Origin of the sequence: Rahnella sikkimica, from assembly GCF_002951615.1 — a bacterium.
GTDB lineage: Bacteria > Pseudomonadota > Gammaproteobacteria > Enterobacterales > Enterobacteriaceae > Rahnella > Rahnella sikkimica.
In genome coordinates, this window is sequence record NZ_CP019062.1 from 4,185,929 (window position 1) to 4,200,083 (window position 14,155).

At 50.2% G+C, this 14,155-nt stretch carries 16 protein-coding genes; 5 read left to right on the top strand and 11 right to left on the bottom strand.

Annotated features, from left to right (window positions below):
• The first annotated feature begins 11 nt into the window (after window positions 1-11).
• Window positions 12-575, top strand: a complete 564-nt coding sequence (locus BV494_RS19350; protein ID WP_104924299.1) for a YgjV family protein — start codon at window positions 12-14, stop codon at window positions 573-575.
• Window positions 576-599: 24 nt separating this feature from the next.
• On the opposite strand, the gene BV494_RS19355 is transcribed toward BV494_RS19350, so the two are convergent.
• The 7 genes from BV494_RS19355 to pyrB all read right to left on the bottom strand — a co-directional run bounded on the left by BV494_RS19355 (window position 600) and on the right by pyrB (window position 6,711).
• The gene (locus BV494_RS19355; protein WP_104924300.1) at window positions 600-1,331 is read right to left on the bottom strand and encodes a proteasome-type protease; all 732 of its coding nucleotides are present in this window, start codon (window positions 1,329-1,331) and stop codon (window positions 600-602) included.
• Between the two features lie 30 nt (window positions 1,332-1,361).
• On the bottom strand, window positions 1,362-2,156 hold the full coding sequence (locus tag BV494_RS19360) for a transglutaminase family protein (RefSeq protein ID WP_104924301.1): 795 nt from the start codon (window positions 2,154-2,156) through the stop codon (window positions 1,362-1,364).
• Window positions 2,156-3,097, bottom strand: coding sequence for an alpha-E domain-containing protein (locus tag BV494_RS19365; protein WP_104924302.1), 942 nt, complete (start codon window positions 3,095-3,097; stop codon window positions 2,156-2,158). The genes BV494_RS19360 and BV494_RS19365 overlap by 1 nt, the downstream gene beginning before the upstream one ends.
• Complete coding sequence (locus BV494_RS19370) at window positions 3,091-4,551, bottom strand: circularly permuted type 2 ATP-grasp protein (RefSeq protein WP_104924303.1); 1,461 nt, start codon at window positions 4,549-4,551, stop codon at window positions 3,091-3,093. Before BV494_RS19370 ends, BV494_RS19365 begins: the two co-directional genes overlap by 7 nt.
• Window positions 4,552-4,851: 300 nt before the next feature.
• On the bottom strand, window positions 4,852-5,238 hold the full coding sequence (ridA, locus tag BV494_RS19375) for a 2-iminobutanoate/2-iminopropanoate deaminase (RefSeq protein WP_101075009.1): 387 nt from the start codon (window positions 5,236-5,238) through the stop codon (window positions 4,852-4,854).
• Between the two features lie 53 nt (window positions 5,239-5,291).
• The gene (gene pyrI / locus BV494_RS19380; RefSeq protein WP_104924304.1) at window positions 5,292-5,756 is read right to left on the bottom strand and encodes an aspartate carbamoyltransferase regulatory subunit; all 465 of its coding nucleotides are present in this window, start codon (window positions 5,754-5,756) and stop codon (window positions 5,292-5,294) included.
• 13 nt (window positions 5,757-5,769) lie between these two features.
• Entirely contained in the window at window positions 5,770-6,711 is a 942-nt protein-coding gene (gene pyrB / locus BV494_RS19385; RefSeq protein ID WP_104924305.1) for an aspartate carbamoyltransferase, read from the bottom strand.
• 398 nt (window positions 6,712-7,109) lie between these two features.
• Between pyrB and BV494_RS19390 the strand changes: the two genes are divergently transcribed.
• Window positions 7,110-7,580 carry a NanQ anomerase/TabA/YiaL family protein gene (locus tag BV494_RS19390; RefSeq protein ID WP_104924306.1) on the top strand — a complete coding sequence of 157 codons (471 nt, stop codon included), beginning with the start codon at window positions 7,110-7,112 and terminating at the stop codon, window positions 7,578-7,580.
• A gap of 12 nt (window positions 7,581-7,592) precedes the next feature.
• Here BV494_RS19390 and BV494_RS19395 read toward each other — a convergent pair whose 3' ends face one another.
• Together BV494_RS19395 and argF are read right to left on the bottom strand one after the other, a co-directional pair.
• Window positions 7,593-9,365, bottom strand: coding sequence for an alpha-amylase family glycosyl hydrolase (locus BV494_RS19395; protein WP_104924307.1), 1,773 nt, complete (start codon window positions 9,363-9,365; stop codon window positions 7,593-7,595).
• 164 nt (window positions 9,366-9,529) lie between these two features.
• Window positions 9,530-10,537 (bottom strand): ornithine carbamoyltransferase, encoded by a 1,008-nt coding sequence (argF, locus tag BV494_RS19400; RefSeq protein ID WP_104924308.1) that lies wholly within the window; start codon window positions 10,535-10,537, stop codon window positions 9,530-9,532.
• Window positions 10,538-10,705: 168 nt separating this feature from the next.
• On the opposite strand from argF, the gene rraB reads away from it, so the two are divergent.
• From rraB to BV494_RS19415, 3 genes are all read left to right on the top strand, one after another.
• Window positions 10,706-11,131 (top strand): ribonuclease E inhibitor RraB, encoded by a 426-nt coding sequence (gene rraB, locus BV494_RS19405; protein WP_104924309.1) that lies wholly within the window; start codon window positions 10,706-10,708, stop codon window positions 11,129-11,131.
• A 437-nt stretch (window positions 11,132-11,568) separates the two neighbouring features.
• Window positions 11,569-12,486, top strand: a complete 918-nt coding sequence (locus BV494_RS19410) for a hypothetical protein (RefSeq protein WP_226789988.1) — start codon at window positions 11,569-11,571, stop codon at window positions 12,484-12,486.
• A 1-nt stretch (window position 12,487) separates the two neighbouring features.
• Window positions 12,488-12,961, top strand: coding sequence for a DUF1240 domain-containing protein (locus tag BV494_RS19415; RefSeq protein ID WP_104924310.1), 474 nt, complete (start codon window positions 12,488-12,490; stop codon window positions 12,959-12,961).
• Between the two features lie 114 nt (window positions 12,962-13,075).
• Here BV494_RS19415 and BV494_RS19420 read toward each other — a convergent pair whose 3' ends face one another.
• Together BV494_RS19420 and BV494_RS19425 are read right to left on the bottom strand one after the other, a co-directional pair.
• The gene (locus BV494_RS19420; protein ID WP_104924311.1) at window positions 13,076-13,537 is read right to left on the bottom strand and encodes an Hcp family type VI secretion system effector; all 462 of its coding nucleotides are present in this window, start codon (window positions 13,535-13,537) and stop codon (window positions 13,076-13,078) included.
• A gap of 17 nt (window positions 13,538-13,554) precedes the next feature.
• Complete coding sequence (locus BV494_RS19425; RefSeq protein WP_104924312.1) at window positions 13,555-14,139, bottom strand: VasL domain-containing protein; 585 nt, start codon at window positions 14,137-14,139, stop codon at window positions 13,555-13,557.
• Window positions 14,140-14,155: the final 16 nt, after the last annotated feature.

Consider the following 14,155-nt stretch of genomic DNA (forward strand, 5'->3'; position numbering starts at 1 on the left):
ATCTCCGGAAAATGACGTATTACTGGTTTGCCCAGTCAGTCGGTGTTCTGGCCTTCATGGTCGGTATCACGATGTTTTTCAACCGCAGCGACCGCCGCTTCAAACAGCAACTTTCCGCCTACAGCGCCATTATCGGCGTGCATTTCCTGATGATGGGCGCTGCACCGGCGGGCATGAGCGCTTTGCTGAACTCCCTGCGAACTCTGATTTCCCTGCGCACGCGCAACCACTGGATCATGGTGATTTTCATCGTCCTGACGCTGGTTCTTGGCCTGAGCCGCGCGCATCACTGGGTGGAATTATTGCCGGTTGGCGCAACGGTCGTCAGCACCTGGGCACTGTTCCGCACCAGCGGGCTGACCACGCGCTGCATCATGTGGTGCTCGACCTGCTGCTGGGTTTTCCACAACATCTGGCTTGGCTCGATTGGCGGATCGCTTATCGAAGGCAGCTTTCTCATCATGAACGGTTTTAACATTATCCGCTTCCGCCGGTTACAGCTACGCGGTATCGATCCGTTTGAGGTTGAGAAAAAGATCGTGAAGAAGATGGAAGAGAATCAGGCAGCGGAGTGAAGATTCACTCCGCCTGAAAAGTATTTACTCATCTAATTTCAGCGGTGGCAACTGCGCAAAAATGCTCAGCAGGCCTTCGCCCCAGCCTTTGCGGATCATGTCGAAATACGGATGGCTTTCGGTGATCCGGTGCTGTTGCGCGGTGCTGTAACTGTCTGTCGGGTAGGTCATCACATCCAGCGGAAGACCGACGGAAAGATTACTGCGCAGCGTGGAATCCATTGAGATCAGCGCGCATTGCATCGCCTGATCCAGCGGAGTTTCGAAGTTCAGCACGCGATCGATAATTGGTTTCCCGTACTTGCTTTCGCCAATCTGGAAATACGGCGTATCGTGCGTAGCCTCGATAAAATTTCCCTGCGGATAAACATGGAACAACCGCAGTGCTTCGCCTTTTATCTGACCGCCGAGCAGCAAGTTGCAGCTGAAATCCGTGTTCCCACCCTGATTCGCGCCGCTGTCGCGGGCGATGACTTCGCGAACCGTTTCGCCCAGCAGGCTCGCGGCTTCATACATGGATTTAACGTTGAGCAGGTTTTCCCGCTCATCGTCCAGGCAACGCCGGTGCAGCAGGCTGATAATGCTCTGTGTGGTCGCCAGATTACCGGCGCTCTGGATCACCAGCACGCGTTCATCGCTTTGATGAAAAACGTGCAGTTTGCGGAAGGTGGAAATATGGTCCACTCCGGCGTTGGTGCGTGAGTCTGAAACAAACACCAGGCCAGAGGACAAGCGCATGGCCACACAGTAAGTCATAGAAAAATCTTCCCATTCAAATGGCTAGGATTATTGCGGAACGTCAAGCATGGCAACGGCCGCGACAGTGCGCATGTCTTCGCATCCTCCACCTAACCGGATACCGCGGACCGGGCACGCATCAAGATAATCTATGCCGATAGCCAGTTTCAAATGCTGATTTGGTTTGCAGGTATTGTTGGTGACATCAAAGCTCTGCCAGCGGTCATCCAGCCACGCTTCCGCCCAGGCGTGCATGGCAACGTGCGTCGAATCTTCTGAGTACAGATACCCGCTGACGTAACGTGCCGGGATCCCCAGACTGCGGCAGCAGGCGAGGAAAACGTGGGTATGATCCTGACAGACGCCCTGTTGCGCAGAAAACGCCTGCGACGCGCTGTCTTTCACCGTCGTTGTGCCGGGGCTGTAAGGCATTTTCAGCAGTAATTCGCCCATCAGGCTGCACAGGCTTTCGTGCTGCGCCTGCGGCCGGTAATAACGGTTGGCGAAATCACGGATTGCGCCGTCGGCCTGGGTCAGCGGGCTGGTGCGCAAAAACACCAGCGGCGACAGATGTCCGCAATTGTCGTCTTCTGTGTTGTCTTCAATCTCCACCACGCCGTTGGCCTCGATGATGATCGCCTGATGCGGCTGGTCCAGTGTCAGTACGTGTAACACGTTGCCGTAAGCGTCCAGCGTGCGGGTGGCGTATTCAGGCAGCGTCAGATCCCATGAGAGGATTTTCTGATGGCTGGAGTCCTGCGGGGTCAGGCGCAGATATTGCGTGCTGTGTTTGACCTGTTGCGCGTAGGTGTAATGCGTTTGATGACTGACATTCAGTTTCATTATTGTGCCTCCAGATAGGTTTGATGAATGCTCTCAGCGATGGCGTTGGTCTGATCAAGAAACTGCATTAACCACGGGCTGAGGCCCATTTCGACTATCTCGTCCATTTCGGTGAAGCGGAGCTGAGCATGCAGGGTATGAACGCGGCGACGCGGTAAATTGCCCGCTGACCCGCCGATTTCCTCGAGCTGCTCGGCCATGATTTCTACGCAGGACAGCAGGGATCGCGGCAGTTCGCGACGCAGTATCAGTAGTTCGGCAATACGTTTCTGGCTAAGCTGCTGCTTGTAGAGCGTGTGAAACGCTTCGCGGGCACTGACGGCGCGTAATAGCGTGTCCATCCGGTAGTACTCGCGCACCGGATCTTCGTCGGCATTGAGCAATTGATTCTTGGCATCCAGTAACCTGGCGGTGCTGTCAGCGCGTTCGAGCATCGTGCCAAGGCGAATGAAATTCTGTGCGTCGCTGCGCAGCAATGTGCCGAACATCGCACCACGGAACAGATGTGAGCGCTCCTTAACCCAGTCAAAGAAGGAATCCGCGCCCGCAGAGCCGACGCCCTGACGGCGGATGAGTTTCATCTCAATCCAGGTGGCATTAATACTTTCCCACACTTCGGAAGACAAGCTGCCACGCACCGCATGGGCATTGTTCCAGGCCATTTGCAGACAGCTGAAAATGCTGCTGTGGTTGAAACTGTCCAGCGCGAAGAAGTTGAGCAGATTGCCCATCGTTTCCTGCGGATAGTGTTCATTGAATAAGGTGCGGGTGCCGGTCATGGTGAGCGGAACCAGCAAATCGTTATTCTCATCGCGGGCGTGAACATCACGAATCGACATCAATGACAGTTTGTTGGTCACGTCCAGCAGGCGTGCGATATTCTCGGCGCGTTCCAGATAACGCGCCATCCAGTACAGTTCGCTGGCTGTTCTGCTTAGCATGCGTCACCCTCCGTCGGATCTTCCGACTCTTCTTCCAGCACCCAGGTATCTTTGGTGCCACCGCCCTGAGATGAGTTCACCACCAGCGAACCTTCCTCCAGCGCGACGCGGGTTAAGCCGCCCGGCACCAGACGAATTTCAGCGCCGGTCAGCGCAAAGGGCCGTAAATCGATATGGCGCGGAGCCAGACCGTTTTCCACAAACGTCGGGCAGGTTGAGAGCGCCAGTGTTTCCTGCGCGATGTAGTTTTCAGGTCGCGTTTTCAGTAACTGACGGAAGCGTTCGATTTCAGCTTTGCTGGCGGTAGGGCCGATCAACATGCCGTAACCGCCTGCACCGTGGACTTCTTTCACCACCATGCTTTCCAGATTTGCCAGCACAAACGACAGGTCAGATTGCTTGCGGCATTGCCAGGTCGGCACGTTGTTGAGTATCGGGTCTTCGGCCAGATAGTAACGGATCATCTCCGGCACATACGGATAGATAGATTTGTCATCGGCGACGCCGGTGCCAATCGCATTCGCCAGTACCACGCCCCCGGCGCGGTAGACCGACAGCAGGCCGGGCACGCCGAGCATCGAATCGGCGCGGAACGCCAGCGGATCCAAAAACGCATCGTCGAGGCGGCGGTAGATCACGTCGATCTTGCACGGGCCTGCTGTGGTGCGCATCAGAACGGCACCGTCTTTGACGAAGAGATCGGCGCTTTCCACCAGTTCGACGCCCATTTGCTGCGCGAGAAAACTGTGTTCGAAATACGCGCTGTTAAAACGGCCAGGCGTCAGCACAACCACCGTCGGGTCATTCACCGTGGTGCTTTCGCGCAAGGTTTGCAGCAGATGGGAAGGGTAGCGGGAAACCGGCGCAATGCGTTGTTCGGCAAACAGTTCCGGATATAACCGCATCATCATTTTGCGGTTTTCCATCATGTATGAAACGCCGGACGGCGTTCGCAGGTTATCTTCAAGCACGTAATATTCGCCGTCGCCGCCCCGCACCATATCGGTTCCGGCGATGTGCGCGTACGTATCGCGGTGAAGATCGATGCCCTGCATACAGGGCTGATATTGTTCGTTTGCCAGAACCTGTTCGGCCGGGACGATCCCCGCTTTCAGTATTTTTTGATCGTGGTAGATATCGTGCAGAAAAGCATTCAGTGCCTGAACGCGCTGACGAATACCGCGATCGAGCATTTGCCATTCGCTGGCCGGGATGATCCGCGGAACGCTGTCGAACGGGATCAGCCGCTCCGCGCCATCATCTTCGCCGTAAACATTAAAGGTAATCCCCACCCGGTGGAATAACAGCGCCGCTTCCTCTTTTTTGCGCTGAACCGCCTGTTGATCGGCTTGCTGCAACCATTGCCAGTAGGCCTGATAATGACTGCGGTGCGTCCCGTCAGCCATTAACATCTCATCAAAAAAGGGTGAATCGGAAAGGTCAATCTTGATCATCATCACCTCACAAACTGGACAGGCCGCAATTGAATCGTTCAATAACAATGAAGATCAGGCATAAAGTGTGCCAGCGTGCAAAACCTGCTGAAAATCAGGGAAAAAGAGGTCAGAGCGCCCTGTTTAGGTGCAGAAAAGTTTCAGGCTGAGTGAAAAGAGGGCAAAAATGGTCGGCTTACGGTAAGTATGGTCGCTGATGAAGCAACCGCCACTGGTGGCAGAAAAACATAAGAAACCGGAACGCACAGGCGAAAAAAAACCAGCCCGGAGGCTGGTCTGCTCGACGTGCGGCTGGCGCGATTAACGGCGGACGGCGATGGCTTCGATTTCGATTTTTACGTCTTTTGGCAGACGGGCAACTTCAACGCACGAACGGGCCGGGAAAGGCGCTTTGTGCTCGGTGAAGAACGCTTCATACGTGGCGTTAACGGTGGCGAAGTCATTCAGATCTTTCACGAAAACGGTGGTTTTCACGATGTCTGACACTTTCAGGCCAGCGGCTTCAACGATAGCCTGAACGTTTTCCAGAGACTGACGCGCCTGAGCGGCGATGTCGTCGGCCACGGCACCGGTTTTAGGATCAACAGGGATCTGGCCTGAAGTGATGATCATGCTGCCCAGATCCACGCCCTGAACATAAGGACCGATTGCGGCGGGTGCGTTTTCAGTGCTGATTTCGCGGGACATAACGTCTCCTGATTTTGGGTTAGGGGGGAAAATTCAGCCACCAGTATACCTGCTCAGTCGTTGTTGAGCACAACCTGATGTTCGAACTCTTTCTCACAGTATTTGCATTTCAGATGCACGCCATCTGCACGCTGTTTTACCGCAAAGCTGGAATCCACCGGTTCAAAACGGCTGATGCAGTTGCCGTTCGGGCAGCGTAAAACACCGATGATGCGGTCCGGCAGCGTCGGCATCAGCTTCTTCACGACGTCGTAATTATCAATGCGGTTCACCGTCGCGCGCGGGGCATAGACCGCCAGCTGATTAACCTGTTCGTCGGTCAGGAAGGTGTTTTCTATTTTGATAATATCTTTGCGGCCAAGCTCGCCGGAAGGCAAATTCAGGCCGACGGTAACGCGTTGTTCTGTCTGCGTAAATTTAAACAGTGACAGTAATTTAAAGCCGACCTGTGCCGGAATATGGTCGATCACCGTGCCGCATTTGATGGCTTCAACCTGAAGTTTATTGTCGTGAGTCATGATCGTTTTCTCCTCAAGCTGACTGTGTAGTCTCTGCGTTCAACACCAGCGCCAGTAAAGCCTGACGCGCAAAAATCCCGTTACCGGCCTGCTGGAAATACCAGGCGTAGGGCGTTTTATCGACATCCGGCGTGATTTCGTCGATGCGTGGCAGCGGATGCAGGACTTTCAGGTGCGGCTGAGCGCCGTTCAGATCTGCCGCGCGCAGGACAAACTGCGCTTTGACGTTGGCGTATTCAGACGGGTCCAGACGCTCTTTCTGTACGCGGGTCATGTACAGAATGTCGATTTCCGGCACGACTTCATCGATGCTGCTGTGCAGGCTGTATTCGATGCCTTTCTCTTCCAACAGCGCCAGAATATAGCCCGGCATGGCGAGCGCGTCGGGCGCGATAAAGTAGAAGCGGTTGCCGTTAAATTTCGCCAGCGCCTGCGCCAGGGAGTGAACCGTGCGGCCATATTTCAGGTCGCCGACCATCGCGATTTTGATGTTATCGAGACGCCCCTGCGTTTCCTGAATGGTGAACAAATCCAGCAAGGTTTGCGTCGGGTGCTGGTTCGCGCCGTCACCGGCGTTGAGAACCGGAATGCCGCCGGAGAATTCTGTCGCCAGACGCGCCGCGCCTTCCTGCGGGTGGCGCATCACGATGGCATCCACGTAAGTGCTGATTACCGAGATGGTGTCGGCCAGCGTCTCGCCTTTTTTGCCGAGCGACGTATTGCTGCTGTCCGAGAAACCGACGACGGAGGCCCCGAGACGATGCATGGACGTCTCAAACGACAGGCGCGTGCGGGTTGAGGCTTCGAAGAAACAACTGGCGATCACTTTGTGTTTCAACAATTCCGGTTGCGGATTCGCTTTCAGGCTGGCGGCAGTGTCGAGTACCAGCTCCAGCTCCTCGCGGCTGAGATCGTTGATAGAAATGATGTCTTTTTGATAGAGCGGATTGGCCATAGTCATTCTCCTGTTTCTTTGTTCTTAAAAGAAATGCGCTCAAAAACCGATGTTCTTAAATTCCGGACAAAAAAAAGCCCCTTCAATGAGGGGCTTTCAATAAAACGGTAATACCACGGAAGAACAACGGCAGCGGGCTGCCTGATGGCACGGTGTTTGGTCGATCATCTGAGCACAAAACGCGGCAATTGTTCATAGGTTCTCCCGGCAAATTGTGGCGCATTATACGCGCGTCACCGGCGACATCAAGCGGAAAAATAGCCGAAAGCAAACGGTTGGCTACAGGCAGAAGCGGAGGCCAAAACTGTTAACTGGATCAAAGGGTGGGAAACCGGAGTACATTATGATGTTGCGACATTGAAACATCATTTCATTTTTACTTTAGCGAAGGGAAACCCATGATCACCGGAAACATCCATCAACTGCATTTAGTGCCTTATCTGCCCGCTGAACTGCGCGAAGCCATTGAGTATGTGAAGAAAAATATCACGGCACAAACACCGCTGGGTAAACACGATATCCGCGGCAATGACGCGTTTGTTCTGATTTCTAACGATTCAACGGCACCCCAGGAAGAACGCCGTGCGGAGTTTCATGCCCGTTATCTGGATATCCAGATTGTCCTGAACGGGACGGAAGGGATGACGTTCAGCAACCTTCCGGCGGGCTACATTGATACCGACTGGCTGGAAGATAAAGACATCGCGTTTCTGGCTGCCGGCGAGCAGGAAAAAACCATGATTATGCAGGCTGGCGATTTTGTGGTGTTTTATCCGGGCGAAGTGCATAAACCGCTGTGCGCCGTCGGCGAACCGGCCAACGTGCGCAAAGCGGTTGTCAAAATGGACGTCAACACGCTGTCTTCTTAAGGCCTTGTTTGTTTAACGTTTTGTTCGTTTAAACAATTTCATCCGCCAGCGACGCAGCCTGCCGAGACGTTCTGGCGCTTTGAGTTTGTGTTTGATCCACACCACCTGCCACGGCTGGAGCCGCATTTGGCCGTTAAACACTTCTCCGCCAATCAGATCTTTACCTTCCACTGCAAGCTTGAGCACTTGTGAATGATCGCTGATGTTAAACACGCAGGTGATCCGATCTTCGCTTTTCGGATCATAACGTTCCATGGCGAATAACGATTTGCCCAGATCAAACACGCGCTGTCCAGACTGCGGCGAGAATGCCGGATGCGCGCGGCGGTGTTTAATCAGTTCCTCTAAGCCGTAAAACACGCGGGAACGCAGGCTGTCTTTTTTCTCAAGTTCAGCTTCCAGCGTGCCCAGTTCCAGCTTTTTACGGTTGATGCGGCGGTTGATCCCGGACTGATGCATACCATCGAGATCGTTCTCGCTGCCGAGCAGGCTGTGGATGTAAATCGCCGGGACGCCGATAAACGAAAGCAACAACGCCTGCGCCGCCAGGAATTTACGGGCTTTCAGGTCAACATCATCTTCCGGTTCGGTCAGCGCGCTCAGGTAATTAATATTCAGCTCGTACGGCGAATGCGTGCCGTCTCCGTTGTCTTTATACGAGACGCGGCCTTCTTTGCGCAGTGTTTCCTGCGCCATATATTTGCGTTCATCGTCGGTGAGAAAGGTTTCCGTCGGGCGCAGGCCAATGCCGTCGTGGCTCGCCAGAAAGTTGAAATACGTGGTGTCCGGATAGCGCGCTTCTGCATTCAGGCTTTGCGCCCATTGTGTCAGGGTCGTGGTGTCCTGACGTAAAAAGGCGTAGAGCGTCAGCGGCGGTAGCGGAAACTGATACACCATATGCGCTTCATCACCTTCACCGAAATAGCTGATGTTTTCGTGATGCGGCACGTTGGTTTCCGTGATGAGCCGTGTGCCGGGGATCACTTCGTCGAGGATCGTGCGCCAGACTTTAATGATGTTGTGCGCCTGGGGCATATGAATGCATCGCGTACCCACTTCTTTCCAGACATACCCGATGGCGTCGAGGCGGATCGACTGGCCGCCGCTGGCCGCGTACTGCAACAGTACGTCGATGCTCTCCAGCAGAACCTGCGGATTTTTGAAATTGATATCCACCTGATCTTCGCTGAACGTCGTCCACAGATACAGTTCGGTGCCGTCGGCTTTAATGAAAGGCGTCAGCAGCGGCGAGGCGCGCGGACGCACCACGCGGCTGTAATCCAGCTCGGGGTTCGAGGCAATAAAGTAATCTTTGTAATACGGATCGTCGTGCAGATAGCCTTTCATCCATTCGCTGGAGCGTGAGATGTGGTTGATCACGCAGTCGAACATCAGATTGAAATTTGCTGAAAGGTGATGAATATCGGACCAGCCGCCGAGATGTTCATCGATCCGCCGGTAATCAATAACGCTGAAACCGTCGTCCGAGCTGTAGGGATACATCGGCAGAATGTGGATGTCGCTGATGATTTCGCGCAGATGGGTATTGGCAAAATGGTTTAAGGTCGCCAGCGGCGGTTGCTCGCCGTGACGAATGTTGTCGCCGTAGGTGATCAGGTAAATCTGGGTGCCATCGACCCAGCTTGTCGTGCGGTGTTTACCGTAATTCCATTTTTCAGCAAGATGCAGGATTTTTTTCAGCAGGTCAGCAATGTGTTCTCTGGGGTAAATCCGGCTTAAAAGACTTTCCAGCCGCAGGACATACTCAAGATTAACTGAGCTCATAGCGGTTCCTTCTTACAGCATTCTTTTTGTATGAAAAATAACAGCGCTCTGAAAAGGTTAGCTGAAAATACGGGGCGTGGGCGGCGGGAAGGCGATATAGCAGAGGATTCCGGGGGAATAAAACGGCATCACTTTGGCTTGTCGCAAAATGATGCCGGATAAAATCAGACGTTGCCGAGGGTGGCGACCATCACGGCTTTGATGGTGTGCAGACGGTTTTCAGCCTGATCGAAGACCACGCTGTGGCTTGATTCGAACACTTCATCGGTGACTTCCATGCCGCCGTGCAGGCCATATTCTTCCGCCATTTGCTTGCCGAGTGTGGTCTGGTCATCGTGAAACGCAGGCAGACAATGCAGGAACTTCACCTTCGGATTGCCGGTCAGCGCCAGCATCGCACTGTTAACCTGATATGCACGCAGCAGATTAATACGTTCTTTCCAGACTTCCTTCGGCTCTCCCATCGATACCCAAACGTCGGTATACAGGAAATCGGCATCCTTCACGCCGGTCGCGATATCTTCCGTCAAAGTGATGCTGCCGCCGTTTTCTTTTGCCAGATGTTCGCAGGTGGCGACCAGTTCGGCTTCCGGCCAGCAGGCCGAAGGCGCAACCAGGCGCAAATCCAGCCCGCATAGCGCCGCCGCCTCCAGTAGTGAGTTGCCCATGTTGTTGCGGGTATCGCCCAGATAGGCCAGACGCATCCCTTTCAGCGGCTTGCCCGGCAGATGTTCCTGCATGGTAAGCAAATCCGCCAGCAACTGGGTTGGGTGGAATTCGTTAGTCAGACCGTTCCAGACCGGGACACCGGCGTATTGCGCCAGTATTTCCACTTTATCCTGACCGTAACCACGATACTGAATACCGTCATACATCCGGCCAAGCACACGGGCGGTATCTTTCATGGATTCTTTATGGCCAATCTGGCTGCCGCTTGGGCCGAGATAGGTGACTTTCGCCCCCTGATCGTATGCGGCAACTTCGAAAGAGCATCGGGTGCGTGTTGAGTCTTTTTCGAAGATGAGCGCGATGTTTTTGCCTTGCAGGCTGGCCTTCTCGGTGCCGTTTTTCTTAGCGGCTTTTAATTCTGCGGAGAGTTTCAGCAGGGACGAAATCTCTGACGGGGTAAAATCCAGTAACCTGAGAAAATGACGTTTACTCAACAAACTCATGATGTCGCTCCATAGCGCGTTAGCATTTCGGATTGAATTTAAATTCAATTTAACTGTATGAATATGCAATTACAACCCCGAAGCAAAAACTTTGTCGTTTATAGTGGAGGCGCGCCCTGTGGTGTGTGAAAATAGTGGTCAAACGTCACATTGATTGAGGACTGAGATATGGCAAACCGTGAATTGCTGGACGAACAACGTGAAGAGACTCGCTTAATCATCGAAGAGCTGCTGGACGATGGCAGCGATCCTGACGCGCTTTACACCATTGAACATCATTTATCTTCAGAGAAGTTCGAAGTTCTGGAGAAAGCGGCGGTTGAAGCTTTTAAGCTGGGTTACGAAGTCACTGACCCTGAAGAGTTAGAAGTCGAAGACGGTTCTGTACTGATGTGTTGTGACGTAATCAGCGAAATCGCGCTGAAAGCGGAACTGATCGACGCTCAGGTTGAACAGCTGATGAATCTGGCCGAAGCCAACGGTGTCAACTACGACGGTTGGGGCACTTACTTCGAAGGCGATGACGACGAAGAAGGTGAGGAAGGCGAAGACGAAGATTTCGTCGATGAAGATGATGACGGGAAACGTCATTAATCGAATCACAATGTCCGAATAAAAGATAAAGGGCTGCCGGAGACGGTGGCCTTTTTTATTGGCCGAAGAAAGCAGTTCATCATTTATGATGAAGTGTTGATAAGGGTTTGAGGATCCCTCACATCTCAGAGTATCTTTCCCATTTAGCTTATAGATGCTTCTATATTAATTAATCATAGATTATCGTTAAAATATAATAATACTTCATGATTCTTTGTCGTGATTTATCCTCAAGTCGAATTTTAATTATTATTTATTTATATAAAATGTTTTATTAATAGTGGGGTATTCATGAGGTTGATGAATTCATCATCAACCATTTTACATTTAATTTATATTTATTTTGGTATTTTCATAACTCTAATGCAGATCAAAAATTAGAAATTATTTGAGCGTATTATGGATATCTCATCATTAAATAATTGGGATGTCATTAAATGAAAAACGAACTTGGCGTACGTACTTTACCTGACGAACTGAGACGGTCTTCAACCGGAGCGGGATATCTTGGTGATTACCTGCGTGGCAATGTGCCGATTAATCAACTTGTACCGAAACATGAGTACATCATTGATACTTTGAAGTTGGGTGAGGAGTTAGAAAAAAACACAAAACATATGATGTTACTAACACTTGATGAAGCTGATACCATTTTAAATGAGCTTCTTATCGGAGTTGATCCGGTGACTACCTATGCGGGAAATATAAAAGATGTATTTGATGGTATGAGTAACATAAATAAGTTAACGTCATATTACAATGACGTTGATAAGTTGATTTTCAATTTTAAAGGATTAGGTATTAAAGCAATTCCATACAATTCTGGTGGGGTCAAATATATAAAAGTTACTGGTTATCCTGGGGTTCGTCGTATACTTACAGGGACTAGATATGGGATTAATAACCCGCAAGTTTTAGAATTAGGAATTGGAACTGCTGGAGTCAAAACCGGGATCATGGCTGGTGCGAGATTTTGTATTTATTTTTCGCTAGCATACCGTGCTTTTGAATTAATATTCAAGGATAGATATAGTGCTAGAGATTTCATTGGTGATATTAGCATGGATGCCGCAAAAATCCTCGTTACTATTTATATCACACAGCTTGCAGTTGCAATTGCTAGTGGAATTGCTCTGGCTACGGGCTTAACACTACCGCTCTCTCTTGGAATTTTTCTTGTTGTCGTCGTAGGTTTTGGGATTTCATATGGATTAGCGGTTCTTGACGAAAATCATCAGTTATCAGATAAATTAAAATACTTTATAAAACAAGGGGTGCATGAACGCTATGCTGTTGAAAATTGGAATATGAAAAATGTTTCCCCTTTCATTTCTACATACCATTTTGGATTTTAACATGGCTGAGAAAATAAAACATTTTTCTTATATCATTGGTGGTATTGTTGCTCTGAATTTGATTTTATATTTCTTTGTTCCTAATTGTGTCAGAGATATTGTCAGGTTATTCATTGGTGAGGATATTATATATTATAACTGGAGGAGTTTGCCTATATTGATATCTATGCCTATGGTTCTCTCGATTGAAATTCTTTTGATTAGTTGCTTTTTCACAAAAGATAAAAAAGTCCACCCTGTAATGATGAAATACGTTAATAAATTCGGGGTTTCTATATGCATAATATTCTTTCTTTCCGTTTTCTGTAGTCCGATTATAAGTATTGTATTTGCCTTTTCTTCATACCATCCATGCGCTTCCAGTAGTATTTTTTCAGGTATTTACTACGTAAAGGATAAAACTAAGTGTTATGGTTTGAACGGCGTTATCCCCTGGAAGAAAGGTTATGGATACAATAACGATGTTAAACAGTAATCCTGCTTGATTTATGGGTGGTGAAGATAATTAATTCAAAATACTTGAGGTGGCTGGGTAAATATCCAGCCACTTAATGACATTATTACTTTTTGATTACATCACTCTATCCTTTCAAAAACTGTACGAGCTTGTACCAGCCGAACTATGTTCCCATGTAATAGTTTCATATGAGAGTGAAATTCGTTCCTGTGGTTGGTTATTGTTATTGACTAATGAGTGTGGGAATATCAGGTGAATATCGCTAATCCTTGCGCCTGTAAGCTTCATCTTGTAATACTGTTCATTAATGCCGAATTTATTAGTACGGTAAATATCAAAATCACACACAAGTATCTCGTTTTCGGAAATGGCTTTGCCTAATAAAGGTGATGATTTATCGACAAGCTTTGTAATGTTCAACGGCTGATGATTAACGTTTTGTTGTCTATGGATCATATGCGATAACTCATAAACAATTATCTGTTCCAGATGTGCTATCTGTGCCTTATTCCCAATAGAATCCTGCGATGAGCATCCTGCTGAGATCAATCCCTGGGTTTGGCCGTTGAGGGTCAGGTAAATAAGATTTTCCATGATGTTATTCCTTTAATTTAGTCATGAGTGTTAGATGTGTTGGTTAGCGAGTTATTATCTGGGAAACCGACATTCCTGATTAACAGATAGCGGCTGGATAACGCGTCAATTCTTTTGTTTATTTGTTTTTCTAACGTTTGCGTATTTTGATTCTGCTTTTTGGCCTCTTCGAGCTGCGTTAATAAAGCCTCGAGCGGTGTTTCCTGATTGAGCAACGTTTCAGCCTGATAGGCGACGGTTTTGAGATAGGAAAGCGTGACGCCCTCTTTGCTTTTTTCCCTTTGCAGCAGCAGGGCTGCGAATTCATGTAAATCCTGCTGAACCTGAAGATAACCTCGCAGTTGCGGGCTATTATCGGCGCGCAGTTTGAGGGTGTTACGCCAGCGTGCTGTCGCCTGTTGTTGCACCTCATTTTCAGGCCAGACTGAGGCGGCGGTTTTCGTCAGGCGTTCACCGGTTTTCAGTGTTTGCAGTGGGGATGTACTAAGCAAACGGTTCAGGCGTTGTGGATACACGTTCAGTTCGGGTGATGTCAGCCAGAGCGCCGCGCCGCCCTGCGGGGTGTCGTTAACCAGATATAGCCTATTCAGGGATTGAACCATTCCAGCATATCGGTGC